The sequence below is a fragment of the Streptococcus sp. DD12 genome (assembly GCF_001578885.1).
GTDB lineage: Bacteria > Bacillota > Bacilli > Lactobacillales > Streptococcaceae > Streptococcus.
Genome location: NZ_KQ969497.1, coordinates 53,754 through 77,671 on the forward strand (window position 1 = coordinate 53,754; position 23,918 = coordinate 77,671).

Here is a 23,918-nt window from a genome sequence, read left to right on the forward strand (position 1 = left end):
GGATTGTGGGGAGTTTGTAGACTTCTGACTTGATTAGGCTCGAAAGAAAACTCTTACAAAAGACTTGCACCTGTTCAAAAATATGCTATACTAGTTGTGGAGCAACGGCTTCGCGTGAAGTGGGTCAGGGGAGGAATCCAGCAGCCCTAAGCGATGCTAGTCGTGTGCTCTTTTTTGTATGAGTTTTACGCAAACGGATGCATTGCCAGATTGCCCTAAAATCGACAGTTGACCGTTGAAAAAAAACCAGCAAAAGAGTATGATGATTAGGGTATAGATTCACAGATAAAAGGAGTTACACATAGATGGCACACATTTCATTTGATTATTCAAAATCACTCGGTAAGTTTATCGGCCAGCATGAAGTTGATTTTATGCAAGGTCAAGTCACTGAAGCAGACCAACTCTTGCGTCAAGGAACTGGACCTGGTTCAGATTTCTTGGGTTGGTTAGACTTGCCAGAAAATTACGATAAAGAAGAGTTTGCTCGCATCCAAGCAGCAGCTAAAAAGATTCAGTCAGATAGCGAAGTCTTGGTTGTCATCGGTATCGGTGGTTCATACCTAGGAGCTAAAGCTGCGATTGACTTTTTGAGCAACCATTTTGTTAACCTGCAATCTGCGGACAAACGTCAAGCACCCCAAATTCTGTATGCCGGTAACTCTATTTCATCAACCTATTTAGCTGATTTAGTGGAATACGTGGCTGATAAAGAATTTTCTATCAATGTTATTTCTAAGTCAGGAACGACGACTGAACCAGCAATCGCCTTTCGTGTTTTCAAGGAATTGTTGGTTAACAAGTATGGACAAGAAGAAGCCAACAAACGGATTTATGCAACAACAGATCGTCAAAAAGGTGCGGTTAAGGTTGAAGCAGACGCTAATGACTGGGAAACTTTTGTAGTTCCCGATAATGTTGGTGGACGTTTTTCTGTCTTGACAGCTGTTGGTCTTTTGCCTATCGCTGCATCAGGTGCTGATATCACAGCCTTGATGGAGGGCGCTGCTGCTGCGCGTCAAGCCTATGCCTCAGCAGACCTTAAAGAAAACGAAGCCTACCAATATGCTGCAGTGCGTAATATCCTCTACCGGAAAGGTTATGCGACGGAAATTTTGGTCAACTACGAACCATCCCTGCAATACTTTGGCGAATGGTGGAAACAACTGGCTGGTGAATCAGAAGGAAAAGACCTCAAAGGCATTTACCCAACTTCTGCCAACTTCTCTACCGATTTGCACTCTTTAGGGCAATATATCCAAGAAGGTGCACGTATTCTATTTGAAACGGCAATCCGTGTGGACAAGCCACGCAAGAACGTGATTATCCCAGAATTGTCTGAGGATTTGGATGGTTTGGGCTACCTGCAAGGCAAGGATGTCGATTTTGTTAACAAAAAAGCGACAGATGGTGTGCTTTTGGCGCATACAGATGGGGATGTTCCAAATCTGATTGTGACAATTCCAGAACAGGATGCCTTCACGCTGGGTTACTTGATTTACTTCTTCGAGTTGGCTATCGCTCTCTCAGGTTACCTCAATGCGGTCAATCCATTTGACCAACCAGGGGTTGAAGCCTACAAGAAAAACATGTTTGCACTTTTGGGCAAACCAGGTTTTGAGGAATTGTCAGCCGAACTAAACGCCCGTTTGTAAGATTAACCAACATTAGAGTAACAACAGGGGTCCTTGGATTCCCTGTTTTTTTTACTGTTGACATTCTTTGTTGCTGATTTGTTAGCTTCCCTACATTGACAGAGACTAGCAAAGCCGGTAAGATAAAGAAAGAAAAAACGAAGGGCAGGAAGAGGATGCTGTTTGATGATCCCGATTTATTAACTTGGGAGGAGTGGCTAGGTCAGTTTGAAATGGTCAATGAACGCTTGCCTAAGCTAGAGGAAATTCAACAAGGCCGTGTGCAGAAGGGGTTTCACTCAGATTATAGCGATGAGGAGTTGTTAGCCAGCCTGCCAGCGCCTGCAAGTGTAGCCGGACCGGTGGGTAAAAAGAGGAAGAAGCTTCTCCTGGGGCTTGGCCTGCCTGTTTTGCTAGCTCTCGTTTTGGGGCTTGTAGCAATTGGCTACTATCAGGCAGGTGTGTTGCAGGGGAATTGGCACAGCAACACCATGTCCATGGATTTTAAAAAAATGCGTGGAAAGAGTGCGGCGAGTTATGTAGCAGATAGTCAACAAGCCAGCAATACCTGGGTCAAGCCGGAGGGGGTTGCGCTCGAAAGTCATCGCAACATCGTTCGTCTGACAGCCACTCAAACCATTGATAAAAAAGCGGTTTACCAGAACTATGTAGCTAAGACCACAGCCGATGCCCAAAAGAAAAATCAAGAAGCCACTTATTTTTCTTATGAAGCCTGGCTTTCCTTTTTTGATCAACAAAGAGCCAAAGATGCTGAAAAGCTGGGAGGGTCTTACGATGCGAAAAAAGGCAAGCTGACAGTGGTACTCATGACCTTGCGCTACAATTCATGGACACGAGAGATGGAAGTCATTGGTGTCAATAGTGAGTTCAACCTGGCCAATGCCTTTGGCAATTATCATGCCTTGAGTGAAGTTGCGCGTGGCGAACGGTTCCGCTACCAAAAAAACGGACGCAAATTGTCGGTGACAGGTGACCAACTCACCTTGCTTTTCACAAAAGATGAGGAGAAAGAATGACGAAAAAAGAATGGCTAGTAGCCTTTAAAAACTATTACGGGCGTAAGCCAAATAAAGATGAGCAATTGCGAGGCCTTTTGGCTGGACAGTACACGCTCCCTCCTCGAAAAAGCTTGGGCATGAAGCGTAACCATCTTATTACTTTGCTGGTTGGTCTAGTGCTTGTCCTTATCCTCGGTGTTGGTGCGACCGCAACCTATCGCTACCAGTCGGGCTGTATTCGTGGACAGTGGCAGGCCACAACGTTGACCAAGAGCCTATCGGCTGAACTTGAAAGTGAGCTAAAGCAAGAGACGGAGTATTATAACTACTATAAAGCCTTTTCTAATGGCAATAGTTTTTACACCAATCAGGCGGTAACCCTAAAGGCGACAGGGCATAAGGTGGAGGCGCAGGTGACTTATTCGGTCGACCGCTTGGCCTTGTATAGTGCGATGAGTTCAGTCGTTTCATCAGCATACGGCGTGACAGCCGATGAATTGGATACTGTCTTGCCCTATGATGATTTTGTAAAATCGCTGGATAATAGCATGAAAAAACAAGCCAAAGAGGCAGGTGCTCGCTACGATAGTAAGACAGCCACGGTGACAGCCAGCTTATTTACCGCGCGAGTGGCTCCTTTTAGGCACAGTTGGCACGTCACAGAAGTCAATGACAAATTGTACCGTGCTTATTTTTCGAAAGCTTTGACCTTGCGTAGTGGCAAAGACATGCCCTATCAGTTGTCAGGTAAAACCTTGACACTGGATAAGAAAATCATTTTCTCTCAAATAAAAAAATAGAAAAACCTAGTATCAGGCTAGCTTGATAGGACCTCATCCTTGGAGTGTGAGAGAGCAGGACCTTGCGTGAAAGTTCTTGCTCTTTGACCTCCTTTTTTGATGCTTTGTGCCAAATTGTCAGAAAATATGGTATGATAGTAAAAAAGCATCTGGGGGAATATCATGCCATTAGTATACCAATCCACACGAGACGAAAACAATCGCGTCACGGCAAGTCAAGCCATCTTACAAGGACTTGCTCAAGATGGTGGTCTTTTCACGCCGATTGCGATGCCAGCAGTGAGCCTGGATTTTGACCAACTCCAGCAAGCGTCTTATCAAGAGGTTGCTCGATTGGTGTTAGGGGCTTTTCTGGATGATTTTACACCAGAAGAGATAGACCACTGTATTCGTCATGCTTACGATGATAAATTTGATACACCAGCTATTGCAGAAGTGGTGTCCGTCGATGGCCACTACAATTTAGAGCTGTTTCACGGTGCAACGATTGCTTTTAAAGACATGGCTTTGTCTATTTTGCCGCACCTGTTGACGACAGCTGCCAAAAAACAAGGGGTAACCAATAAAATTGTTATTCTGACAGCGACATCGGGGGATACAGGGAAAGCTGCTATGGCAGGTTTTGAGGATGTTCCTGGTACTGAGATCATTGTCTTTTACCCACATGGTGGTGTCAGCAAAATCCAAGAATTGCAAATGACGACACAAACAGGGCAAAACACCCATGTCGTCGCTATTGATGGGAACTTTGATGACGCCCAAACCAACGTCAAGCACATGTTTAACGATGTAGCCTTGCGTGAGAAGATGGCGGCTAGAGGCTTGCAATTTTCATCTGCTAATTCTATGAATATCGGGCGCTTGGTGCCACAAATTGTTTACTATGTCTATGCTTATGCCCAATTGGTCAAGCAAGGGGTGGTGGCAGCTGGCGATCCGATTAATATCACAGTCCCAACAGGTAACTTTGGGAATATCTTGGCTGCCTACTATGCCAAGTTGATCGGGTTACCTGTGGCCAAGCTCATCTGTGCCTCAAATGAAAACAAGGTTCTCACAGACTTCTTCCATTCCAAGACTTATGATAAGAAGCGTGAGTTTAAAGTGACGACGAGCCCATCCATGGATATCTTGGTATCGTCTAACCTTGAACGTCTGATTTTCCACTTGGTTGGCAATGATGCTAGCCGGACCAAAGCTTTGATGGAAGCACTGGTAGAAAAAGGCGAATATAGCTTGTTGGAAGGGATTGACGACAGCATTTTCGACCTCTTTGAGGCGGGTTATGCGGATGAGCAAGCCACTGCAACAGAAATTAAACGCGTTTACGAGCAAGACCATTATGTGGAAGACCCACATACAGCGGTAGCTTCCGCGGTCTATGTTGCTTATCGCACAGCTAGTCAGGATCAGACGCCGACTGTGGTGGCTTCAACGGCCAGTCCCTACAAGTTCCCCCGTGTAACAGTTGAAGCTGTGACTGGTCAGGCGCCTGCGGATGATTTTGCTGCCGTGGACAGCTTGGTTGAATTATCAGGTGTTGCTATCCCTAAAGCTGTGCAAGGCTTGCAAGATGCCCCTGTTCGTCACGAAACAGTTGTTGCTGCCCAGGATATGCAAACGGAAGTCGAACGTTATTTGGGAATTTAACTTCATTGAAAAAAGCCGTCAGGCTTTTTTTGTCAATTAAACAAGAGGAATTGGTTATGAAAGTCTCGAGACAATTATTAGCGATTGGCCTACCTGCTATGGTTGAAAACCTGCTTCAGATGCTAATGGGAATGGTGGACAGTTACTTGGTCGCTATTTTAGGACTTGCGGCTGTTTCTGGAGTGTCAGTGGCTAATAATGTCACAGCGGTTTATCAGGCTATTTTTATTGCTTTGGGGGCTGCGGTCTCTAGCGCCTATTCTGCCCGGCGTAGTCAGCAAGGGGGAAAGAAAGCCCAGGCGCTCATTGGGGAAGCCCTGCTTTTGACACTTTTTTTAGGGCTAGTTCTAGGTCTTTTTTCGCTCTTTTTTGGAGAAGGTCTGCTCAGTTTTTTGGGAACCACACCGCAAGTGAGCCGTCAAGGGGGGCTTTACCTAGCCATTGTCGGAGGAGGGATTGTCTTTTTAGGGCTCATGACAACTGCTGGCAGTGTGGTGCGTAGTCAAGGCAAACCCCAATTGCCCATGTATGTCAGCTTGTTAAGCAACCTGATGAATGCCTTGCTAGCTAGTGTCGCGATTTTTGTATGTCATTGGGGAATTATGGGGGTCGCCTTTGCAACAGTCATCTCACGGGCTGTTGGTTTTGCTCTCTTGGTCGGCGCTATGCGCTACGACTGGAAAAGTCTGGTATTAAGCTGGCGCATTGACAAAGAGCTGGTTCATTTAGCCCTGCCGGCAGCTGGAGAACGCTTGATGATGCGCGTGGGTGATATTGCCATTGTAGCCATCGTTGTCACTTTTGGGACGAAAATGGTTGCGGGCAATGCCATTGGTGAGACCCTAACACAGTTTAACTATATGCCTGGGATGGGTCTTGCCACAGCGACGGTGATTTTAGCCGCCAGGGCAAGAGGAGTAGGGGATATGGCTAGTGAGACCAAACTGTTGAAAAAAGCCTACTTTCTTTCCTTATTATTGATGGCCATCGTTTCAGGAGCGATTTTTGTTTTTGGACAGCCCTTGACATTGCTTTATACCATGGACCAGGAGGCTGTTTCTGCTAGTCTTGTTGTCATCCTTTATTCCTTTTTAGGAACTCCTGCAACAGCTGGAACGCTTGTTATGACTGCTATGTGGCAAGGTCTGGGAAATGCCAAATTGCCCTTTTATGCAACAACGTTTGGAATGTGGGTGATTCGCATCGGTTTAGGGGTTGTCTTAGGAATCGGTCTTTCTTGGGGCTTAGCGGGAGTTTGGTTGGCGACAATTGCCGACAATGTCTTTCGCTGGGCCTTCCTGACCTATCTCTATCGTAAAAAAGTTAGAAAAACCAGAAAAAGTCTTGCTTAGGGCTTTTTTTTGTGTTAAACTACTATGGTGCTGTAAAAAAACAGCTATAGCTGTGATGCAAGAGGTTGCGACACGCTCGGTTGCATTGCCACGCAACCACCTGTCGGTTTTCTTGTGGAGCTAGCCTATTATCGTAAATAGACGAGAGGAGAAAAGATGGCAACTAAAAAAATCCGTATCCGCTTGAAAGCGTACGAACACCGTACACTTGACACAGCGGCTGAGAAAATTGTAGAAACTGCAACACGTACTGGTGCTCAAGTAGCAGGTCCCGTTCCACTTCCAACTGAACGTAGCCTCTACACCATCATCCGTGCAACGCACAAATACAAAGATTCTCGTGAACAATTTGAAATGCGTACACACAAACGTTTGGTAGACATCATCAACCCAACTCAAAAAACAGTTGACGCTTTGATGAAACTTGACTTACCAAGTGGTGTGAACGTCGAAATCAAATTGTAATACGCTGAGCACAAAAAACGCTCATTAAAAACTTTTAAAAACTATAGAAAAGGAATTCTTTCTCATGACAAAAGGAATCTTAGGGAAAAAAGTGGGAATGACTCAAATTTTCACTGAATCAGGTGAATTTATCCCTGTAACTGTCATCGAAGCAACTCCAAACGTTGTGCTTCAAGTGAAAACTGTTGAAACAGACGGTTATGAAGCAGTTCAAGTTGGTTTTGACGACAAACGTGAAGTATTGAGTAACAAACCTGCCAAAGGCCATGTCGCTAAAGCAAACACGGCTCCTAAGCGCTTCATTCGTGAATTCAAAAACGTTGAAGGCTTAGAAGTTGGACAAGAAATCACAGTTGAAACTTTCGAAGCTGGAGACATCGTTGACGTTACCGGAACAACTAAAGGTAAAGGTTTCCAAGGGGTTATCAAACGCCATGGACAATCACGTGGACCTATGGCTCACGGTTCTCGTTACCACCGTCGTCCTGGTTCAATGGGACCAGTTGCACCAAACCGTGTGTTCAAAAACAAACACTTGGCAGGTCGCATGGGTGGCAACCGCGTAACTATCCAAAACTTGGAAGTTGTTCAAGTGGTTCCAGAAAAGAATGTTATCCTTATCAAAGGTAACGTCCCAGGTGCTAAGAAATCACTTATCACCATCAAATCAGCTATTAAAGCTGCTAAATAATAACAGAAAGGAGATTGATATCTAATGGCAAACGTAAAATTATTTGACCAAACTGGTAAAGAAACTGGCGAAGTTGTTTTAAACGATGCAGTTTTTGGAATTGAACCTAACGAATCAGTAGTCTTTGATGTTGTTATCAGCCAACGTGCTAGCCTCCGTCAAGGGACTCACGCAGTGAAAAACCGTTCAGCTGTTTCAGGTGGTGGACGTAAACCATGGCGCCAAAAAGGAACTGGTCGTGCTCGTCAAGGGTCTATCCGCTCTCCACAATGGCGTGGCGGTGGGGTAGTCTTTGGACCAACTCCACGCTCTTACGCGTACAAGTTCCCACAAAAAGTTCGTCGCTTGGCTTTGAAATCAGTTTACTCACAAAAAGTAGCTGACAACAAATTTGTAGCCGTTGAAGCTTTGTCATTCGAAGCGCCAAAAACAGCTGAATTTGTTAAAGTGCTTTCAGCTTTGGCTATCGATAGTAAAGTTTTGGTTATCCTCGACGAAGGAAACAAAAATGCAGAATTGTCAGCGCGTAACGTGAAAAACGTTAAAGTTGCAACCGCAACAACAGCAAGCGTCCTTGACATCGTTAACAGCGACAAGGTTCTTGTTGTGAAAGACGCGATCTCAACCATCGAGGAGGTTCTCGCTTAATGAACATCTACGACGTAATTAAACAACCAGTTATTACAGAAAAATCAATGGCTGCTTTAGAAGAAGGCAAATACACTTTCGAAGTTGACAGCCGTGCCCACAAATTGTTGATCAAACAAGCCGTTGAAACAGCATTTGAAGGGGTTAAAGTTGCTGCTATCAAGACAGTCAACGTTAAACCTAAAGCTAAACGTGTTGGGCGTTACACTGGTTTTACAGCTAAAACTAAAAAAGCTATCATTACTTTGACAGCTGATTCAAAAGCAATCGAGTTGTTTGCAGCTCCAGAAGCTGACTAATTCATAAGGAGGAAATAAAGTGGGTATTAAAGTTTACAAACCTACGACTAACGGCCGTCGTAACATGACATCGTTAGATTTCGCAGAAATCACAACCAGTACACCAGAAAAAACTTTGTTGACTTCTTTGAAGAGCAAAGCTGGTCGTAACAACAACGGACGTATCACTGTTCGTCATCAAGGTGGTGGACACAAACGTCATTACCGTATCATCGATTTCAAACGTAACAAAGATGCGGTTGAAGCAGTTGTTAAAACTATCGAATACGATCCAAACCGTTCTGCAAATATCGCTTTGGTTCACTACACAGATGGTGTGAAAGCGTACATCATTGCACCAAAAGGACTTGAAGTTGGTCAACGCATCGTTTCTGGACCAGAAGCTGATATCAAAGTGGGTAACGCTTTGCCATTGGCGAACATTCCAGTCGGTACTGTTATCCACAACATTGAGTTGAAACCAGGTAAAGGGGCTGAATTGGTCCGTGCCGCTGGTGCTTCAGCTCAAGTGTTGGGTCAAGAAGGAAAATACGTTTTGGTTCGCCTGCAATCCGGTGAAGTTCGTATGATCTTGGCAACTTGTCGTGCGACTATCGGTACAGTTGGTAACGAACAACATGCCTTGGTTAACCTTGGTAAAGCTGGACGTAACCGCTGGAAAGGTATTCGCCCAACTGTCCGCGGTTCTGTAATGAACCCTAACGATCACCCACACGGTGGTGGTGAAGGTAAAGCACCAGTTGGACGTAAAGCGCCATCTACTCCATGGGGTAAACCAGCGCTTGGTCTCAAGACCCGCAACAAGAAAGCGAAATCAGACAAACTTATCGTTCGCCGTCGCAACGAAAAATAATCTGGCCGCTTAACATCATCCGCCAACTCGGTAGCGCGCAGCGCAAGCCGTTGTGGTACGTAATTTAAAGGAGAAAACTACAAAATGGGACGTAGTCTTAAAAAAGGACCTTTCGTCGATGAGCATTTGATGAAAAAAGTTGAAGCTCAAGCAAATGACGAAAAGAAAAAGTTATCAAAACTTGGTCACGTCGTTCAACGATTTTCCCAAGTTTCATCGGTTACACAATTGCAGTCTACGATGGACGTAAACATGTGCCTGTTTACATCCAAGAAGACATGGTAGGTCATAAGTTGGGTGAATTCGCTCCAACTCGTACTTACCACGGACATGCAGCAGACGACAAGAAAACAAGATAAGGAGTTAAGAGACTATGGCAGAAATTACTTCAGCTAAAGCAATGGCTCGCACAGTACGTGTTTCTCCTCGCAAGACTCGTCTTGTACTTGATTTGATTCGTGGAAAAAACGTTGCTGATGCAATTGCCATCTTGAAATTTACCCCAAACAAAGCTGCACGTGTTGTTGAGAAAACATTGAACTCAGCTATCGCTAACGCAGAAAACAACTTTGGTTTGGAAAAAGCTAACTTGGTCGTATCTGAAACTTTCGCCAATGAAGGCCCAACCATGAAACGGTTCCGCCCTCGTGCCAAAGGTTCAGCTTCACCAATCAACAAACGCACAACTCACGTTACCGTAGTTGTTGCAGAAAAATAAGGAGGGGAAACGTGGGTCAAAAAGTAAATCCAATTGGTATGCGTGTCGGTATCATTCGTGACTGGGATGCAAAATGGTATGCTGAAAAAGAATACGCTGAATACCTTCATGAAGATTTGAAAATTCGCAAATTCATCCAAAAAGAATTGGCTGAAGCTTCAATCTCAAAAATTGAAATCGAACGTGCAGTAAACAAAGTGAACATCTCTCTTCACACTGCTCGTCCAGGTATGGTTATCGGTAAAGGCGGAGCAAACGTTGATGCACTTCGTGCTCAATTGAACCGTTTGACTGGTAAACAAGTTCACATTAACATTGTGGAAATCAAAAACCCTGATTTGGATGCTCACTTGGTTGGTGAAAGTATCGCTCGCCAATTGGAACAACGTGTAGCTTTCCGTCGTGCACAAAAACAAGCTATCCAACGTGCAATGCGTGCTGGTGCAAAAGGAATCAAAACTCAGGTTTCAGGTCGTCTTAATGGTGCAGATATTGCCCGTGCTGAAGGCTACTCTGAAGGAACTGTTCCATTGCACACACTTCGTGCAGATATCGATTACGCTTGGGAAGAAGCAGACACAACTTACGGTAAACTAGGTGTTAAAGTTTGGATCTACCGTGGAGAAGTTCTTCCAGCTCGTAAAAACACAAAGGGAGGTAAATAACACATGTTAGTACCTAAACGTGTTAAACACCGTCGTGAGTTTCGTGGAAAAATGCGCGGTGAAGCTAAAGGTGGTAAGGAAGTCGCTTTTGGAGAATTTGGTCTTCAAGCAACAACTAGCCACTGGATTACAAACCGCCAAATCGAAGCTGCCCGTATCGCTATGACGCGTTACATGAAACGTGGTGGTAAAGTTTGGATTAAAATCTTCCCACACAAATCATACACCGCTAAAGCTATCGGGGTACGTATGGGTTCTGGTAAAGGGGCACCTGAAGGTTGGGTAGCACCTGTTAAACGTGGTAAAGTCATGTTTGAAATTGCTGGCGTTTCAGAAGAAGTTGCTCGTGAAGCACTTCGTTTGGCAAGCCACAAGTTGCCAGTGAAGACTAAATTCGTTAAACGTGAAGCAGAATAAGGAGAAGACATGAAACTTCAAGAAATTAAAGATTTTGTTCAAGAGCTTCGTGGATTGTCTCAAGAAGAATTGGCTGCTAAAGAAGTTGAATTGAAGAAAGAATTGTTCGATTTGCGCTTCCAAGCTGCAGCTGGTCAACTTGATCAAACTGCTCGTTTGGACGAAGTTAAAAAACAAATTGCACGTGTGAAGACAGTGCAAACTGAATTAAGCAAATAATAGATTGGGAAAGGAGTCTTTTTAAATGGAACGTAATCAACGTCGTAGTCTTGTAGGACGTGTCGTATCTGACAAGATGGATAAAACTATCACTGTTGTAGTTGAAACCAAACGTAACCACCCAGTCTATGGAAAACGTATCAACTATTCTAAGAAATACAAAGCACATGACGAAAAGAACATCGCAAAAGAAGGCGATATCGTTCGTATCATGGAAACTCGTCCATTGTCTGCTACAAAACATTTCCGTCTTGTAGAAGTTGTGGAAGAAGCTGTTATTATCTAATCAGACTAAAAGGAGATATTTGTAATGATTCAACAAGAAACTCGCCTGAAAGTTGCTGATAATAGCGGTGCTCGTGAAATCTTGACCATCAAAGTTCTTGGTGGTTCAGGACGCAAATTCGCTAATATCGGTGATGTTATCGTAGCGACTGTTAAACAAGCAACTCCTGGTGGAGCTGTTAAAAAAGGTGATGTTGTCAAAGCTGTTATCGTTCGTACAAAATCTGGTGCGCGCCGTGCAGACGGTTCTTACATCAAGTTTGACGAAAATGCGGCAGTTATCATCCGTGATGACAAAACCCCTCGTGGAACACGTATCTTTGGCCCAGTAGCACGTGAATTGCGTGAAGGTGGCTACATGCGTATTGTCTCATTGGCACCAGAGGTATTGTAATACAAACCTAGTCCCCTAGATTCCTAGGGTGCCCCTAAGGGCGTAAGAAATTTTAAGGAGAAACTCTCAATGTTTGTAAAAAAAGGCGATAAAGTTCGCGTCATTGCAGGAAAAGACAAAGGTGTTGAAGCTGTTGTCTTGACTGCTTTGCCAAAAGTTAACAAAGTAGTGGTTGAAGGTGTTAACATCATCAAGAAACACCAAAAACCTAACAACGAAAACCCTCAAGGTGCTATCGTTGAAAAAGAAGCACCAATCCATGTGTCTAACGTTCAAGTGTTGGATAAAAATGGTGTAGCTGGTCGTGTCGGATACAAATTCGAAGACGGCAAGAAAATCCGCTACAACAAAAAATCAGGCGAAGTGCTTGATTAATCACGAAGGAAAGGAGAAAAAAGATGGCAAATCGCTTGAAAGAAAAATATCTTAATGAAGTAGTTCCAAGTTTGACTGAACAATTCAACTATTCTTCAGTTATGGCTGTGCCTAAAGTTGAGAAAATCGTTCTTAACATGGGTGTTGGGGATGCAGTATCTAACGCTAAAAACCTTGACAAAGCAGCTGAAGAATTGGCTTTGATCTCAGGTCAAAAACCATTGATCACAAAAGCTAAGAAATCAATTGCCGGCTTCCGACTTCGTGAAGGGGTAGCTATCGGTGCTAAAGTGACATTGCGTGGTGAACGCATGTATGAATTCTTGGATAAATTGGTTTCAGTTTCTTTACCACGTGTGCGTGACTTCCATGGAGTGCCAACAAAATCATTTGATGGCCGTGGAAACTACACACTTGGTGTGAAAGAACAATTGATCTTCCCAGAAATTAACTTTGACAATGTTGACCGTGTCCGTGGATTGGATATCGTCATCGTCACTACAGCGAACACTGACGAAGAATCACGTGCTTTGTTGACAGGCTTAGGCATGCCTTTTGCTAAATAATAAGGAGGAACGATTTGGCTAAGAAATCTATGATTGCTAAGAACAAACGCCCTGCGAAGTTCTCTACGCAAGCTTACACACGCTGTGAACGTTGTGGACGCCCACATTCTGTTTACCGCAAGTTTAAACTTTGCCGTATTTGCTTCCGCGATTTGGCTTACAAAGGTCAAATTCCAGGCGTTACCAAAGCATCTTGGTAATAGCATAATTCATTTGAACAACTTAAGGTTGTTTGAGTGAAGAAAACTTTATTTGAGCAAAAGCTCATTATTAACTAGCAAGTGAGTAATCAAACTACTAGTAAAGGAGAATAACATAATGGTTATGACAGACCCAATTGCAGACTTTTTGACTCGCATCCGTAACGCAAACCGCGCTGGTCATGAAGTATTTGAAGCACCATCTTCAAAATTGAAAGTTGGTATTGCTGAAATCTTGAAACGTGAAGGATTTATCAAAAACGTTGAAGTGATTTCAGATGACAAACAAGGTATCATCCGTGTCTTCTTGAAATACGGTCAAAACGGTGAGAAAGTTATCACTGACTTGAAACGTGTTTCTAAACCAGGTCTTCGTGTTTACGCGAAAGCTGAAGAACTTCCAAAAGTTCTTAACGGTTTGGGTATCGCGATTGTTTCAACTTCAGAAGGCCTTCTTGTTGACCGTGAAGCACGTCAAAAGAACATTGGTGGAGAAGTAATCGCCTACGTTTGGTAATTCATGATACGAAGCTTGTAAAGAACAAAGCAAAATGAGGAAGTTAGTGAGGTTTGTTTACAAACAGGTCAACTAATCCATTTTACTCGGTTCTTAGAGCGTGTTCAATTTAGCTATTGAACGTAATCGTATCGGTGCATTCGCGTCTGAGCTAAGGGCTGGGTAAAAAAGATAGAATTTTTGGAAGCAAGGCTCCTAAAACATTCTTCTTTTTAGCGGTGTCCTTGTCGCTCTTGCTCTCATGCATCCCCGTGAAAACTAGTCGCCCAGGCGGCTTGATAATCTAACAGGAGAAATAATACATGTCACGTATTGGTAACAAAGTCATTGTCGTGCCTGCTGGTGTCGAATTGACAAACAACAATAACGTTGTGACCGTTAAAGGTCCAAAAGGGGAATTAACTCGTGAATTCCCTAAAGCAATCGAAATCGTTCAAGAAGGAAACGAGATTACTCTTCGTCGTCCAAACGATTCTAAAGAAATGAAGACAATTCATGGTACTGCTCGTGCCAACCTTAACAACATGGTTGTTGGTGTTTCTGAAGGTTTCAAAAAAGCCTTGGAAATGCGTGGGGTTGGTTACCGTGCACAACTTCAAGGAAAGAAATTGGTTCTTTCTGTTGGTAAATCTCACCAAGACGAAGTTGAAGCGCCAGAAGGCATTACTTTTGAAGTGCCATCAGGAACTGAAATCAACGTTATCGGTATCAACAAGGAAGTTGTTGGTCAAACAGCTGCTTACATCCGTAGCTTGCGTTCACCAGAACCTTATAAAGGTAAAGGTATTCGCTACGTTGGTGAATTTGTACGTCGTAAAGAAGGTAAGACTGGTAAATAATCGTTAAGATAACCAGTCCTGAATATTAAGAGGAGAAAATTGTGATTTCTAAACCAGATAAAAATAAACTCCGCCAAAAACGCCACCGTCGCGTCCGCGGAAAACTCTCTGGAACTGCAGAACGCCCACGTTTGAACATTTTCCGTTCTAATACAGGCATCTACGCTCAAGTGATTGATGACGTAGCGGGTGTAACGCTCGCAAGTGCATCAACTCTTGATAAAGAAGTTTCTAAGGGCACAAAAACAGAACAAGCTGCTGTTGTTGGTAAGCTCGTTGCTGAACGCGCAGTGGCTAAAGGCATTTCTGAAGTGGTGTTTGACCGTGGTGGATACCTTTATCACGGACGTGTGCAAGCTTTGGCTGACGCTGCCCGTGAAAACGGATTGAAATTCTAATAGGGAGGACACTAGATAATGGCATTTAAAGATAATGCAGTTGAACTTGAAGAACGCGTTGTAGCCATCAACCGTGTCACTAAAGTTGTTAAGGGTGGACGTCGTCTGCGCTTTGCCGCTTTGGTAGTTGTTGGTGACCGCAATGGTAACGTTGGTTTTGGTACAGGTAAAGCTCAAGAAGTCCCTGAAGCAATCCGTAAAGCCGTTGATAACGCTAAGAAAAACTTGATTGCTGTACCAACAGTTGGCACAACAATCCCTCACGAAGTGCGCTCTGAGTTTTCAGGAGCTCGCGTCTTGTTGAAACCAGCCGTAGAAGGTGCTGGGGTTGCCGCTGGTGGTGCTGTTCGTGCCGTTGTTGAATTGGCAGGTATCCAAGATATCACATCTAAATCATTGGGTTCTAACACACCAATCAACATCGTTCGTGCAACTATCGAAGGTTTGAAACAATTGAAACGTGCCGAAGAAGTCGCAGCACTCCGCGGTGTATCCGTTTCTGATTTGGCATAAGAAAGGAGAACTCATGGCTCAAATTAAAGTAACTTTGACTAAGTCTCCAATCGGACGCAAACCAGAACAACGTAAAACCGTTGTTGCGCTTGGACTTGGTAAATTGAACAGTTCCGTTGTCAAAGAAGACAACCCAGCTGTTCGTGGAATGATCACAGCAGTGTCACACTTGGTCACTGTTGAAGAAGTCTAAACTATTAGGCGAAGATGAGGTTGGGGCTAACTGCCCCAGCCTTGTCTTGAATATCATCGTCGTTGAATAAAGCGACAATCGTATAGGCGAGTTTTCATGGAGAACCCCTTTTCCTCCATGAAGGCGTTAGCAGTTTACACATAAGGAGAAATTAATAATGCAACTTCATGAATTACAACCAGCAGAAGGCTCACGTAAAGTCCGCAACCGTGTCGGACGTGGAACTTCTTCAGGTAATGGTAAAACTTCAGGTCGTGGACAAAAAGGTCAAAAAGCCCGTAGTGGTGGTAGCATCCGTCCAGGATTTGAAGGGGGTCAAACACCTTTGTTCCGTCGTTTGCCAAAACGTGGTTTCACAAACATCAATGCTAAAGAATACGCTTTGGTGAACTTGGATCAGTTGAACCGTTTTGAAGACGGTGCCGAAGTGACACCTGCAGCGCTTAAAGAAGCTGGTATCATCCGTGCTGAAAAATCTGGCGTTAAAGTTCTTGGTAACGGTGAATTGACTAAGAAATTGACTGTTAAAGCAGCTAAATTCTCAAAATCTGCTGAAGCAGCGATTACTGCTAAAGGTGGTTCTATCGAAGTCATCTAATGAGGAGCACTCATTATGTTCTTTAAACTTTTAAAAGATGCTTTAAAGATCAAAAATGTTAGGAACAAAATTTTATTTACGCTCTTCATCATTTTTGTCTTTCGCTTAGGAACACATATTACAGTTCCAGGCATCAATGTGCGGAGCTTGGATCAGTTAGCTAACCTGCCCTTCCTAAATATGCTTAACCTCGTTTCAGGGAATGCCATGAATAACTTCTCGGTTTTCTCATTGGGGGTTAGTCCATACATTACAGCTTCAATCGTTGTTCAACTCTTACAGATGGACATCTATCCGAAGTTTGTCGAATGGAGCAAGCAAGGGGAAGTTGGTAGACGAAAGCTTAATCAAGCAACGCGTTATATTACATTGGTTATTGCCTTTGCCCAATCATTAGGGATTACGGCTGGTTTTAATGCTTTATCAAGCGTTTCTTTGGTGGCCACACCAAACCCGCAGACATTCATTCTGATTGGTGCAATCTTGACAACAGGTAGTATGATTGTTGGCTGGCTGGGAGAACAAATTACAGATAAAGGTTTCGGTAATGGTGTTTCTACCATAATCTTTGCAGGGATTATCGCTGGACTTCCAGGCATGTTCTCTTCTATCTATGAAGATTACTTTGTCAATGTTAGTGCTAACAGCTTGACCCACTCTATTGTTATGGTCTCTATTTTAGCTTTGTCGGCTTTAGCGATTGTTTTCTTTACGACTTTCGTACAGCAAGCAGAGTACAAGATTCCTATGCAATATACCAAATTGGCTCAAGGGGCACCGACTAATTCCTATCTGCCTTTACGGGTTAATCCGGCTGGTGTTATTCCAGTAATCTTTGCTAGCTCAATTACTACCATTCCGAGTACGATTATTCCTTTTTTAGGAAATCGATTCCCATGGTTGAATAGCTTGCAAACAACCTTGTCTTACCAGACACCTACGGGCATGGCGGTCTACGCTGTCCTAATCGTTCTATTTTCATTCTTTTATACCTTTGTTCAGGTTAATCCTGAAAAAACGGCTGAAAATCTTCAAAAGAATGGGTCTTACATTCCGAGCGTCCGTCCTGGTAAAGACACCGAAGACTACCTGTCTTCCTTGCTTAAGAAGTTGGCCACTATTGGTTCAGTCTTCTTGGCATTTATCTCGATTGTTCCCATTATGGCGCAACAACTCTTCAACCTCTCAAGCGGTATTGCCCTTGGAGGAACCAGTTTGCTCATCTTGATTTCTACTGGTTTTGAAGCGATGAAACAGTTGGAGGGCTATCTCCTCAAACGTCAATATGTTGGCTTTATGAACGTCGAAAATTAAAACAAAATAGAAGAAGCAACTATCTTGCGACTTCTCTTTTGTTTTTATCATAGGGTTTCTAAACTTAGGAACCCCATGATAAAAATAAAAAGGAGTTTTAGATTATGAATCTGTTGATTATGGGGCTTCCTGGTGCAGGTAAAGGAACGCAAGCGGCTAAAATTGTCAAAGCTTTCAACCTGGTACACATTTCTACAGGGGATATGTTTCGAGCTGCCATGGCAAACGGCACAGAAATGGGTAAATTAGCCAAATCTTATATTGATCGTGGTGATTTGGTCCCTGATGAGGTGACGAACGGGATTGTCAAAGATCGTTTGGCAGAAGAGGATATTAAAACCAACGGTTTCTTGTTGGACGGTTTCCCACGGACAATTGAACAAGCCTACGCTTTGGATACCATTCTCAAAGAGTTGGATTTGCCTCTTGACGGTGTGATTAATATTTCCGTTAATCCAGATATTCTCTTGGACCGTTTGAGTGGACGGATTATCAATAAGAAAACAGGAGAAACTTTCCATAAAGTTTTCAATCCACCAGCAGACTACAAGGAAGAGGATTACTACCAACGTGAAGACGATAAACCTGAGAGTGTGAAGCGTCGTTTGGAAGTAAATATCTCTCAAGGCCAACCTATCTTGGACTACTATGCGGAACAAGGACTTGTTCAAGACATTGAAGGAGACCAAGAAATCGACCAAGTCTTTGCGGATGTTGAAAAGGTATTGAACAAGATTTAAGTCATAAAACGACTTGATTATTTTTTAGAAATAAGCTATAATAGGTCAGTCTGACTTATAGCTATCCCGATTAAGGGAACTAATCGAAATTAAAGGGGGAACTTTTGCGTGGCAAAAGATGACGTGATTGAAATTGAAGGTAAGGTTGTTGAAACCATGCCCAATGCAATGTTTACTGTTGAATTGGAAAATGGGCATCAAATCTTAGCGACGGTATCTGGAAAGATTCGGAAGAACTATATTCGTATCTTGGTAGGAGACCGTGTAACTGTTGAGATGAGCCCGTACGATTTAACGCGTGGACGGATCACTTACCGCTTTAAATAATCGAAGAAAATGGAGGAGCTAACATGAAGGTAAGACCATCGGTTAAACCGATTTGCGAATACTGTAAAGTTATTCGCCGTCGTGGCCGTGTTATGGTAATTTGCTCAGCAAACCCTAAACACAAACAACGTCAAGGATAATTTAGAAAGGAGAAAACATGGCTCGTATTGCTGGAGTTGATATTCCAAATGATAAACGTGTTGTCATTTCATTGACCTACATCTATGGTATTGGTTTGACAACTTCTAAAGAAGTGCTTGCTGCTGCAGGTGTTTCTGAAGACGTTCGTGTTCGTGACTTGACACCAGATCAAGAAGACGCAATCCGTCGTGAAGTTGACAAAATCAAAGTTGAAGGTGACCTTCGCCGTGAAATCAACATGAACATTAAACGTTTGATGGAAATCGGTTCATACCGTGGGATCCGTCACCGTCGTGGTTTGCCTGTTCGCGGACAAAACACTAAAAACAATGCGCGCACTCGCAAAGGGAAAGCTGTTGCGATTGCAGGCAAGAAAAAATAAATAAGGAGGTAATAAAGTGGCTAAACCAACACGTAAACGTCGTGTGAAAAAGAATATCGAATCTGGTATTGCTCATATTCACGCAACATTTAACAACACCATTGTTATGATTACGGATGTGCACGGGAATGCATTGGCGTGGTCTTCAGCTGGAGCGCTTGGTTTCAAAGGTTCTCGTAAATCTACACCATTCGCAGCGCAAATGGCTTCAGAAGCAGCAGCAAAATCTGCTCAAGAACATGGTTTGAAAACAGTTGAAGTTTCCGTTAAAGGCCCAGGTTCTGGTCGTGAATCAGCTATTCGTGCCCTTGCAGCAGCAGGTCTTGAAGTTACAGCTATTCGCGATGTGACACCTGTACCGCATAATGGTGCTCGTCCTCCAAAACGTCGTCGTGTGTAATTTTTCGTTTTCATAACATACACTAGATTCGTTGAAGAGGGAGTTTATCATAGATGATTGAGTTTGAAAAACCAATAATTACAAAAATTGATGAAAGTAAAGATTACGGTAGATTTGTAATCGAACCACTAGAACGTGGTTATGGAACTACCCTTGGTAACTCTTTGCGAAGAGTTCTCTTATCTTCTCTGCCAGGTGCGGCAGTCACCTCTGTAAATATTGAAGGCGTCTTGCACGAATTTGATACTATTCCAGGTGTGCGTGAAGATGTGATGCAAATCATTTTGAATATCAAAGGAATTGCAGTCAAATCACACGTCGAAGAAGAGAAAAATATTGAGCTAGATGTTGAGGGCCCAGCGGAAGTAACTGCTGGAGACTTATTGACAGATAGTGACCTCGAAATTGTTAATGCGGATCATTACTTATTTACTATCGGAGAAGGGCACAGCGTAAGAGCAAGCATGACAGTGAATACTAGTCGTGGTTATGTCCCTGCAGATGAAAATAAGAACCCTAATGCCCCTGTTGGAACCTTGGCGGTTGACTCTATCTACACACCAGTGAAGAAAGTGAATTACCAAGTTGAACCAGCTCGCGTTGGTAGCAATGATGGTTATGACAAATTAACAATTGAAATCGAGACAAATGGTACAATCATCCCAGAAGATGCTCTCGGATTATCTGCAAAAGTTCTGATCGAACACTTGAACCTCTTTACGGACCTGACTGAAGTCGCTATGACGACAGAAGTGATGCGTGAAGCGGAATCAACTTCAGATGAAAAGGTATTGGATCGTACCATTGAAGAACTTGATCTTTCTGTGCGTTCTTACAACTGCTTGAAACGTGCTGGCATCAACACGGTTTATGATCTCACTGAGAAAACTGAACCAGAAATGATGAAAGTTCGTAACTTAGGTCGTAAGAGTCTTGAGGAAGTTAAAGTCAAATTGGCTGAATTAGGTCTCAGCCTGAAAAATGATTAAAATTTTATAGAGGAGGAAAGAATGGCTTATCGTAAATTAGGACGTACAAGTTCACAACGTAAAGCAATGCTTCGCGATTTGACAACTGATCTTTTGATTAACGAGTCAATCGTGACAACCGAAGCACGTGCAAAAGAAGTGCGTAAAACTGTTGAAAAAATGATTACCCTTGGTAAGCGTGGTGATTTGCATGCACGTCGTCAAGCGGCAGCATTTGTTCGTAATGAAGTAGCATCAGAAAGCTACGATGAAGCAAATGACAAATACACTGCAACAACAGCTTTGCAAAAATTGTTTGATGATATTGCGCCTCGTTATGCAGAACGTCAAGGTGGATACACTCGTATCTTGAAGACTGAACCACGTCGTGGGGATGCTGCACCAATGGCAATTATCGAATTAGTTTAATTTCATCATTTTTGTTGAGTGTTACGATGATGGTCCTATGAAGTAGGACTTAGTCTAGCTCTGGTCTACCGCTGTGCCGTCGGAGTACAGCGGGAACACTCATCATTATAGAATAAGTAAGCGTAACGCTTGTTTACGAGATATTTTCACTTCTGAAGTTGCCTCGTAAGCAGGCGTTTTTATAGTTTGGAGAGAACAGGGACATGGGCAAGACCTCAAAACAACTGTTAGAAGAACGTTACTTGAATCCCTTAAAGGAAAGGCCTTTATTGCTAGGTGTTGAATTCGAGTTTCCTATTATTAATCAAACTCACCCTGAGTCTGAGCAAGGTCTAGACCAGTGTTGTCTCTTGTTAGAGCGTTTGAGTCAGGATGGGAATTATGTCGTTCTCAAAAGAGATACGGATGGGCAGGCCATAGAGCTCTCCCATCAAAAATCGGGAGACCATCTCCTCTTTGAGGTGGCCTATACGACTCTTGAAATTGCTTTTGCCCCTGCAAAAGATTTGACGACACTCGTGAAACGGTTTGAGGGCTATCTTCATCAGCTAAATGCCATCTTGGCAGAATGGGGGCTGACCATTGGTGGTTTTGGTCTTCACCCTGCATGGGAAAAAACCAAAAACTACATGGTAAAAACAGACCGCTATGAGATGTTGACCCAATTTCTCGCTTTGTCTCAAGACTATCAAGAAAAAACGGCGCATCAGTTGCATCCCTACCCGAGCTACGGTGGCTTTATCATGGGAAACCAAGTGCAGTTTGATGTGAGTAAAGAGAATCTATTATCTGTCTTAAATTTGTTTAATCAAATCGAACCAGCCAAGGCATATCTTTTTGCTAATTCAGCTTTTGCTCCCTGGGAAGATACGCGCATCAGTCGAGATCGATTTTGGGAAGCGTCCATGCATGGGATTTATGCAGAGAATATCGGTGTTTTTCCTCGGGATTTTAGCTCTTTGTCTGAATGGTTGGACTATGTTAATCAGTCGGCCATGTTTTATGTGAAACGTGGCGAAGAAACCATCTACTTTGAACCTTATCGCTTGCCTGATTTTTTTAGTGCAGCATCTATTCAAGGATGGAATTTGCAAGGTCAGAGGCGTCAGTTTAGTCCTAAGGAATCGGATATCTCCTTTCATAGAGCCTACCATTATCAGGATGTGACAGCGAGAGGGACTGTGGAGTTACGTAGTGTTTGTACGCAACCATTGGAGCTAACCTGGGCACCGATTGCTTTTGAGCTTGGGCTTCGTGCTAATCTGGAAAAATGGGAAGCCTTGATGGCTAATCACGTATTTTTTAGCCTCTACGGTCGAGACTATCCTGAACTCCGTCGTCGATTTTCAGCTCCGCACTTATCCAAAGAAGAGGAAGAGGCAATTCGTCAATTGTCAGGAGAACTTTTAGTTTGTGCCAGAGAAGGCCTAGGAGAGCGTGGGCATGGGGAAGAAGTCTTTTTGAAACCTATCGAAGATTTTCTCGCTGAAAACTAAATTGTTGGGCACCAAATCCCTTGCCCTTAAGAGAAGCAAAAACGTCTGGAATGACCATTCCAGACGTTTTGTTTTTAGTAAGTAAGGACAAAGTATTTTTTCTTGCCACGACGGATGACGGTTAATTCATTTTCCAGTTTATCCGTATCTGTTAGCTGGTAGTCGAGGTCTTGGATGCGCTCACCATTGATATAGATGGCGCCGTTTGTAACATCTTCGCGCGCTTGGCGTTTAGAGGAAACAATGCCTGACGTGACTAGAAGGTCAACCAGATTAAGGCTATCTTCACTTTGGACAGTATAACTTGGGACGTTACGGAGTCCTTGTTTGAGTTCTTTGACAGACAAGTTCTTAATGTTACCCGTGAAGAGTTGCTCAGTGATATTGAGGGCCTCTTGGTAAGCTTCCTCACCGTGGACAAGGGTTACGACTTCTTTAGCGAGGATTTTTTGTGCTAAGCGTTCATGTGGTGCCGCTTCGAATTGTTGCCGAATGTCTTCAATTTCATCTAGGGTCAGGAAGGTGAAAATCTTGAGGAAACGAACGGCATCTGCATCCATGACATTGAGCCAAAATTGGTACATTTCGTAAGGGGTTGTTTTGTCAGCATTGAGCCAGACAGCGTTTCCTTCGGATTTTCCGAATTTTTTGCCAGTCGAATCTGTGATCAGTGGAACGGTGACAACGTGACCGGTTTTATCAGCTTTACGACGGAGGAGCTCAGTACCTGCGGTCATATTTCCCCATTGGTCAGAACCTCCGATTTGGAGTGTGACATTGTGGTCGCGGTTGAGGACGTAGAAGTCATACCCTTGCATGATTTGGTAAGCAAACTCGGTATAGGAAATACCAGTCTCAATCCGTTTTTTCACGGATTCTTTACTCATCATGGTGTTGACCGTGAAATATTTTCCAACATCACGCAAAAAGTCGATAAAACTGATGCTGCCAAACCAGTCGTAGTTATTGACCATCACAGCTTTATTGTCTCCTTTGTCAAAGTCAAGGAAACGAGAGAGTTGCCCTTGAATGGAAGTCACCCACCCATCAACGGTTTCTTTGGTTTGAAGGCTACGTTCAGCATCTTTGAAAGAAGGGTCTCCAATCAGTCCGGTAGCCCCACCAACGAGCGCATAAGGTTTGTGTCCAGCTAATTGCAGACGACGACTGGTTAAAATAGCCACCAAGTGCCCTAAATGCAAGCTGTCTGCTGTTGGGTCATATCCAGTATAATAAGAAACTTGACCTTCTTCTAGGGCTTGGCGTAAAGCTTCTTCGTCTGTAGTCTGGAAAATCAAACCACGTTCTTTGAGCTCATCAAAAATGTGCATGTGTATCTCCTTCTAAAAGTGTTCTAACCCTTATTATAGCAAAAAGAAAGCTGGGTATGCAAGTTGAGAAAAGGTGAAATGA

The 23,918-nt window shown here is 43.4% G+C and carries 35 protein-coding genes, 1 other RNA gene and 1 pseudogene; 36 read left to right on the plus strand and 1 reads right to left on the minus strand.

The window, feature by feature from the left end:
• Positions 1-88 precede the first annotated feature (88 nt).
• The 36 genes and pseudogenes from ffs to STRDD12_RS07400 all read left to right on the plus strand — a co-directional run bounded on the left by ffs (position 89) and on the right by STRDD12_RS07400 (position 22,505).
• Positions 89-186, plus strand: an RNA gene (ffs, locus tag STRDD12_RS07230) — signal recognition particle sRNA small type.
• Positions 187-305: 119 nt separating this feature from the next.
• Entirely contained in the window at positions 306-1,655 is a 1,350-nt protein-coding gene (locus tag STRDD12_RS07235) for a glucose-6-phosphate isomerase (protein WP_066916675.1), read from the plus strand.
• A gap of 155 nt (positions 1,656-1,810) precedes the next feature.
• On the plus strand, positions 1,811-2,671 hold the full coding sequence (locus STRDD12_RS07240) for a hypothetical protein (protein ID WP_066916677.1): 861 nt from the start codon (positions 1,811-1,813) through the stop codon (positions 2,669-2,671).
• Entirely contained in the window at positions 2,668-3,453 is a 786-nt protein-coding gene (locus tag STRDD12_RS07245) for a hypothetical protein (RefSeq protein WP_066916679.1), read from the plus strand. Before STRDD12_RS07240 ends, STRDD12_RS07245 begins: the two co-directional genes overlap by 4 nt.
• Before the next feature lie 162 nt (positions 3,454-3,615).
• Positions 3,616-5,103, plus strand: coding sequence for a threonine synthase (gene thrC, locus STRDD12_RS07250; RefSeq protein WP_066916681.1), 1,488 nt, complete (start codon positions 3,616-3,618; stop codon positions 5,101-5,103).
• Positions 5,104-5,159: 56 nt separating this feature from the next.
• The gene (locus tag STRDD12_RS07255; RefSeq protein WP_066916683.1) at positions 5,160-6,455 is read left to right on the plus strand and encodes an MATE family efflux transporter; all 1,296 of its coding nucleotides are present in this window, start codon (positions 5,160-5,162) and stop codon (positions 6,453-6,455) included.
• Positions 6,456-6,611: 156 nt separating this feature from the next.
• A complete protein-coding gene (gene rpsJ, locus STRDD12_RS07260) occupies positions 6,612-6,920 on the plus strand; it encodes a 30S ribosomal protein S10 (protein WP_066916685.1) in 309 nt (102 codons plus the stop codon).
• Positions 6,921-6,984: 64 nt separating this feature from the next.
• The gene (gene rplC / locus STRDD12_RS07265; RefSeq protein ID WP_066916687.1) at positions 6,985-7,611 is read left to right on the plus strand and encodes a 50S ribosomal protein L3; all 627 of its coding nucleotides are present in this window, start codon (positions 6,985-6,987) and stop codon (positions 7,609-7,611) included.
• 24 nt (positions 7,612-7,635) lie between these two features.
• On the plus strand, positions 7,636-8,259 hold the full coding sequence (gene rplD, locus STRDD12_RS07270) for a 50S ribosomal protein L4 (RefSeq protein ID WP_066916689.1): 624 nt from the start codon (positions 7,636-7,638) through the stop codon (positions 8,257-8,259).
• The gene (locus STRDD12_RS07275; protein WP_066916691.1) at positions 8,259-8,558 is read left to right on the plus strand and encodes a 50S ribosomal protein L23; all 300 of its coding nucleotides are present in this window, start codon (positions 8,259-8,261) and stop codon (positions 8,556-8,558) included. Before rplD ends, STRDD12_RS07275 begins: the two co-directional genes overlap by 1 nt.
• A 19-nt stretch (positions 8,559-8,577) precedes the next feature.
• On the plus strand, positions 8,578-9,411 hold the full coding sequence (rplB, locus tag STRDD12_RS07280; protein ID WP_066916693.1) for a 50S ribosomal protein L2: 834 nt from the start codon (positions 8,578-8,580) through the stop codon (positions 9,409-9,411).
• Positions 9,412-9,495: 84 nt separating this feature from the next.
• Positions 9,496-9,770, plus strand: a pseudogene (rpsS, locus tag STRDD12_RS07285) (30S ribosomal protein S19).
• Between the two features lie 14 nt (positions 9,771-9,784).
• Entirely contained in the window at positions 9,785-10,129 is a 345-nt protein-coding gene (gene rplV / locus STRDD12_RS07290; protein ID WP_066916697.1) for a 50S ribosomal protein L22, read from the plus strand.
• Positions 10,130-10,140: 11 nt separating this feature from the next.
• Positions 10,141-10,794 carry a 30S ribosomal protein S3 gene (gene rpsC / locus STRDD12_RS07295; RefSeq protein WP_066916699.1) on the plus strand — a complete coding sequence of 218 codons (654 nt, stop codon included), beginning with the start codon at positions 10,141-10,143 and terminating at the stop codon, positions 10,792-10,794.
• A gap of 3 nt (positions 10,795-10,797) precedes the next feature.
• On the plus strand, positions 10,798-11,211 hold the full coding sequence (gene rplP / locus STRDD12_RS07300; RefSeq protein ID WP_066916701.1) for a 50S ribosomal protein L16: 414 nt from the start codon (positions 10,798-10,800) through the stop codon (positions 11,209-11,211).
• Positions 11,212-11,220: 9 nt separating this feature from the next.
• Positions 11,221-11,430, plus strand: a complete 210-nt coding sequence (gene rpmC, locus STRDD12_RS07305) for a 50S ribosomal protein L29 (protein ID WP_066916703.1) — start codon at positions 11,221-11,223, stop codon at positions 11,428-11,430.
• A 25-nt stretch (positions 11,431-11,455) separates the two neighbouring features.
• Positions 11,456-11,716 carry a 30S ribosomal protein S17 gene (gene rpsQ / locus STRDD12_RS07310; RefSeq protein WP_066916705.1) on the plus strand — a complete coding sequence of 87 codons (261 nt, stop codon included), beginning with the start codon at positions 11,456-11,458 and terminating at the stop codon, positions 11,714-11,716.
• Between the two features lie 24 nt (positions 11,717-11,740).
• Positions 11,741-12,109, plus strand: a complete 369-nt coding sequence (rplN, locus tag STRDD12_RS07315; protein WP_066916707.1) for a 50S ribosomal protein L14 — start codon at positions 11,741-11,743, stop codon at positions 12,107-12,109.
• Positions 12,110-12,178: 69 nt separating this feature from the next.
• Complete coding sequence (gene rplX, locus STRDD12_RS07320; RefSeq protein WP_066916709.1) at positions 12,179-12,484, plus strand: 50S ribosomal protein L24; 306 nt, start codon at positions 12,179-12,181, stop codon at positions 12,482-12,484.
• Positions 12,485-12,507: 23 nt separating this feature from the next.
• Entirely contained in the window at positions 12,508-13,050 is a 543-nt protein-coding gene (gene rplE, locus STRDD12_RS07325; protein WP_066916711.1) for a 50S ribosomal protein L5, read from the plus strand.
• A gap of 14 nt (positions 13,051-13,064) precedes the next feature.
• Complete coding sequence (locus STRDD12_RS07330; protein ID WP_066916713.1) at positions 13,065-13,250, plus strand: type Z 30S ribosomal protein S14; 186 nt, start codon at positions 13,065-13,067, stop codon at positions 13,248-13,250.
• 118 nt (positions 13,251-13,368) lie between these two features.
• Entirely contained in the window at positions 13,369-13,767 is a 399-nt protein-coding gene (gene rpsH, locus STRDD12_RS07335) for a 30S ribosomal protein S8 (protein ID WP_066916715.1), read from the plus strand.
• A 302-nt stretch (positions 13,768-14,069) separates the two neighbouring features.
• Complete coding sequence (gene rplF / locus STRDD12_RS07340) at positions 14,070-14,606, plus strand: 50S ribosomal protein L6 (RefSeq protein ID WP_066916717.1); 537 nt, start codon at positions 14,070-14,072, stop codon at positions 14,604-14,606.
• 41 nt (positions 14,607-14,647) lie between these two features.
• Positions 14,648-15,004, plus strand: a complete 357-nt coding sequence (rplR, locus tag STRDD12_RS07345; RefSeq protein ID WP_066916719.1) for a 50S ribosomal protein L18 — start codon at positions 14,648-14,650, stop codon at positions 15,002-15,004.
• A gap of 18 nt (positions 15,005-15,022) precedes the next feature.
• Positions 15,023-15,517 (plus strand): 30S ribosomal protein S5, encoded by a 495-nt coding sequence (gene rpsE, locus STRDD12_RS07350; protein ID WP_066916722.1) that lies wholly within the window; start codon positions 15,023-15,025, stop codon positions 15,515-15,517.
• Between the two features lie 13 nt (positions 15,518-15,530).
• The gene (gene rpmD / locus STRDD12_RS07355; RefSeq protein WP_066916724.1) at positions 15,531-15,710 is read left to right on the plus strand and encodes a 50S ribosomal protein L30; all 180 of its coding nucleotides are present in this window, start codon (positions 15,531-15,533) and stop codon (positions 15,708-15,710) included.
• Between the two features lie 157 nt (positions 15,711-15,867).
• Positions 15,868-16,308, plus strand: coding sequence for a 50S ribosomal protein L15 (gene rplO, locus STRDD12_RS07360; protein ID WP_066916727.1), 441 nt, complete (start codon positions 15,868-15,870; stop codon positions 16,306-16,308).
• A gap of 15 nt (positions 16,309-16,323) precedes the next feature.
• Positions 16,324-17,622, plus strand: a complete 1,299-nt coding sequence (gene secY, locus STRDD12_RS07365) for a preprotein translocase subunit SecY (RefSeq protein WP_066916729.1) — start codon at positions 16,324-16,326, stop codon at positions 17,620-17,622.
• A 104-nt stretch (positions 17,623-17,726) separates the two neighbouring features.
• The gene (locus tag STRDD12_RS07370) at positions 17,727-18,362 is read left to right on the plus strand and encodes an adenylate kinase (RefSeq protein ID WP_066916731.1); all 636 of its coding nucleotides are present in this window, start codon (positions 17,727-17,729) and stop codon (positions 18,360-18,362) included.
• Between the two features lie 108 nt (positions 18,363-18,470).
• Positions 18,471-18,689, plus strand: a complete 219-nt coding sequence (gene infA / locus STRDD12_RS07375) for a translation initiation factor IF-1 (RefSeq protein ID WP_066916733.1) — start codon at positions 18,471-18,473, stop codon at positions 18,687-18,689.
• Between the two features lie 23 nt (positions 18,690-18,712).
• The gene (rpmJ, locus tag STRDD12_RS08135) at positions 18,713-18,829 is read left to right on the plus strand and encodes a 50S ribosomal protein L36 (RefSeq protein ID WP_082753091.1); all 117 of its coding nucleotides are present in this window, start codon (positions 18,713-18,715) and stop codon (positions 18,827-18,829) included.
• A 17-nt stretch (positions 18,830-18,846) separates the two neighbouring features.
• Positions 18,847-19,212, plus strand: a complete 366-nt coding sequence (gene rpsM, locus STRDD12_RS07380) for a 30S ribosomal protein S13 (RefSeq protein WP_066916735.1) — start codon at positions 18,847-18,849, stop codon at positions 19,210-19,212.
• A 16-nt stretch (positions 19,213-19,228) separates the two neighbouring features.
• On the plus strand, positions 19,229-19,612 hold the full coding sequence (gene rpsK / locus STRDD12_RS07385) for a 30S ribosomal protein S11 (protein WP_066916738.1): 384 nt from the start codon (positions 19,229-19,231) through the stop codon (positions 19,610-19,612).
• Positions 19,613-19,665: 53 nt separating this feature from the next.
• Positions 19,666-20,601 carry a DNA-directed RNA polymerase subunit alpha gene (locus STRDD12_RS07390; RefSeq protein WP_066916740.1) on the plus strand — a complete coding sequence of 312 codons (936 nt, stop codon included), beginning with the start codon at positions 19,666-19,668 and terminating at the stop codon, positions 20,599-20,601.
• A gap of 21 nt (positions 20,602-20,622) precedes the next feature.
• Positions 20,623-21,009 carry a 50S ribosomal protein L17 gene (gene rplQ / locus STRDD12_RS07395; protein WP_066916742.1) on the plus strand — a complete coding sequence of 129 codons (387 nt, stop codon included), beginning with the start codon at positions 20,623-20,625 and terminating at the stop codon, positions 21,007-21,009.
• A 203-nt stretch (positions 21,010-21,212) separates the two neighbouring features.
• Positions 21,213-22,505: a glutamate-cysteine ligase family protein gene (locus STRDD12_RS07400; RefSeq protein ID WP_066916744.1), complete on the plus strand. Its 1,293-nt coding sequence runs from the start codon at positions 21,213-21,215 to the stop codon at positions 22,503-22,505.
• 74 nt (positions 22,506-22,579) lie between these two features.
• On the opposite strand, the gene tyrS is transcribed toward STRDD12_RS07400, so the two are convergent.
• On the minus strand, positions 22,580-23,836 hold the full coding sequence (gene tyrS, locus STRDD12_RS07405) for a tyrosine--tRNA ligase (RefSeq protein WP_066916746.1): 1,257 nt from the start codon (positions 23,834-23,836) through the stop codon (positions 22,580-22,582).
• Positions 23,837-23,918 lie beyond the last annotated feature (82 nt).

Coding starts and splice junctions, on each gene's coding strand:
- rplN (WP_066916707.1), top strand. CDS start 11,741: ATGATTCAACAAGAAACTCGCCTGAAAGTTGCTGATAATAGCGGTGCT.
- STRDD12_RS07255 (WP_066916683.1), top strand. CDS start 5,160: ATGAAAGTCTCGAGACAATTATTAGCGATTGGCCTACCTGCTATGGTT.
- rpsM (WP_066916735.1), top strand. CDS start 18,847: ATGGCTCGTATTGCTGGAGTTGATATTCCAAATGATAAACGTGTTGTC.
- rplE (WP_066916711.1), top strand. CDS start 12,508: ATGGCAAATCGCTTGAAAGAAAAATATCTTAATGAAGTAGTTCCAAGT.
- rpsE (WP_066916722.1), top strand. CDS start 15,023: ATGGCATTTAAAGATAATGCAGTTGAACTTGAAGAACGCGTTGTAGCC.
- rplF (WP_066916717.1), top strand. CDS start 14,070: ATGTCACGTATTGGTAACAAAGTCATTGTCGTGCCTGCTGGTGTCGAA.
- STRDD12_RS07245 (WP_066916679.1), top strand. CDS start 2,668: ATGACGAAAAAAGAATGGCTAGTAGCCTTTAAAAACTATTACGGGCGT.
- rpmD (WP_066916724.1), top strand. CDS start 15,531: ATGGCTCAAATTAAAGTAACTTTGACTAAGTCTCCAATCGGACGCAAA.
- rplV (WP_066916697.1), top strand. CDS start 9,785: ATGGCAGAAATTACTTCAGCTAAAGCAATGGCTCGCACAGTACGTGTT.
- STRDD12_RS07235 (WP_066916675.1), top strand. CDS start 306: ATGGCACACATTTCATTTGATTATTCAAAATCACTCGGTAAGTTTATC.
- rpsH (WP_066916715.1), top strand. CDS start 13,369: ATGGTTATGACAGACCCAATTGCAGACTTTTTGACTCGCATCCGTAAC.
- rplO (WP_066916727.1), top strand. CDS start 15,868: ATGCAACTTCATGAATTACAACCAGCAGAAGGCTCACGTAAAGTCCGC.
- rpmC (WP_066916703.1), top strand. CDS start 11,221: ATGAAACTTCAAGAAATTAAAGATTTTGTTCAAGAGCTTCGTGGATTG.
- thrC (WP_066916681.1), top strand. CDS start 3,616: ATGCCATTAGTATACCAATCCACACGAGACGAAAACAATCGCGTCACG.
- rpmJ (WP_082753091.1), top strand. CDS start 18,713: ATGAAGGTAAGACCATCGGTTAAACCGATTTGCGAATACTGTAAAGTT.
- rpsQ (WP_066916705.1), top strand. CDS start 11,456: ATGGAACGTAATCAACGTCGTAGTCTTGTAGGACGTGTCGTATCTGAC.
- rpsJ (WP_066916685.1), top strand. CDS start 6,612: ATGGCAACTAAAAAAATCCGTATCCGCTTGAAAGCGTACGAACACCGT.
- STRDD12_RS07370 (WP_066916731.1), top strand. CDS start 17,727: ATGAATCTGTTGATTATGGGGCTTCCTGGTGCAGGTAAAGGAACGCAA.
- STRDD12_RS07400 (WP_066916744.1), top strand. CDS start 21,213: ATGGGCAAGACCTCAAAACAACTGTTAGAAGAACGTTACTTGAATCCC.
- secY (WP_066916729.1), top strand. CDS start 16,324: ATGTTCTTTAAACTTTTAAAAGATGCTTTAAAGATCAAAAATGTTAGG.
- rplX (WP_066916709.1), top strand. CDS start 12,179: ATGTTTGTAAAAAAAGGCGATAAAGTTCGCGTCATTGCAGGAAAAGAC.
- tyrS (WP_066916746.1), bottom strand. CDS start 23,836: ATGCACATTTTTGATGAGCTCAAAGAACGTGGTTTGATTTTCCAGACT.
- rplC (WP_066916687.1), top strand. CDS start 6,985: ATGACAAAAGGAATCTTAGGGAAAAAAGTGGGAATGACTCAAATTTTC.
- STRDD12_RS07240 (WP_066916677.1), top strand. CDS start 1,811: ATGCTGTTTGATGATCCCGATTTATTAACTTGGGAGGAGTGGCTAGGT.
- STRDD12_RS07275 (WP_066916691.1), top strand. CDS start 8,259: ATGAACATCTACGACGTAATTAAACAACCAGTTATTACAGAAAAATCA.
- rplP (WP_066916701.1), top strand. CDS start 10,798: ATGTTAGTACCTAAACGTGTTAAACACCGTCGTGAGTTTCGTGGAAAA.
- rplD (WP_066916689.1), top strand. CDS start 7,636: ATGGCAAACGTAAAATTATTTGACCAAACTGGTAAAGAAACTGGCGAA.
- STRDD12_RS07390 (WP_066916740.1), top strand. CDS start 19,666: ATGATTGAGTTTGAAAAACCAATAATTACAAAAATTGATGAAAGTAAA.
- rplQ (WP_066916742.1), top strand. CDS start 20,623: ATGGCTTATCGTAAATTAGGACGTACAAGTTCACAACGTAAAGCAATG.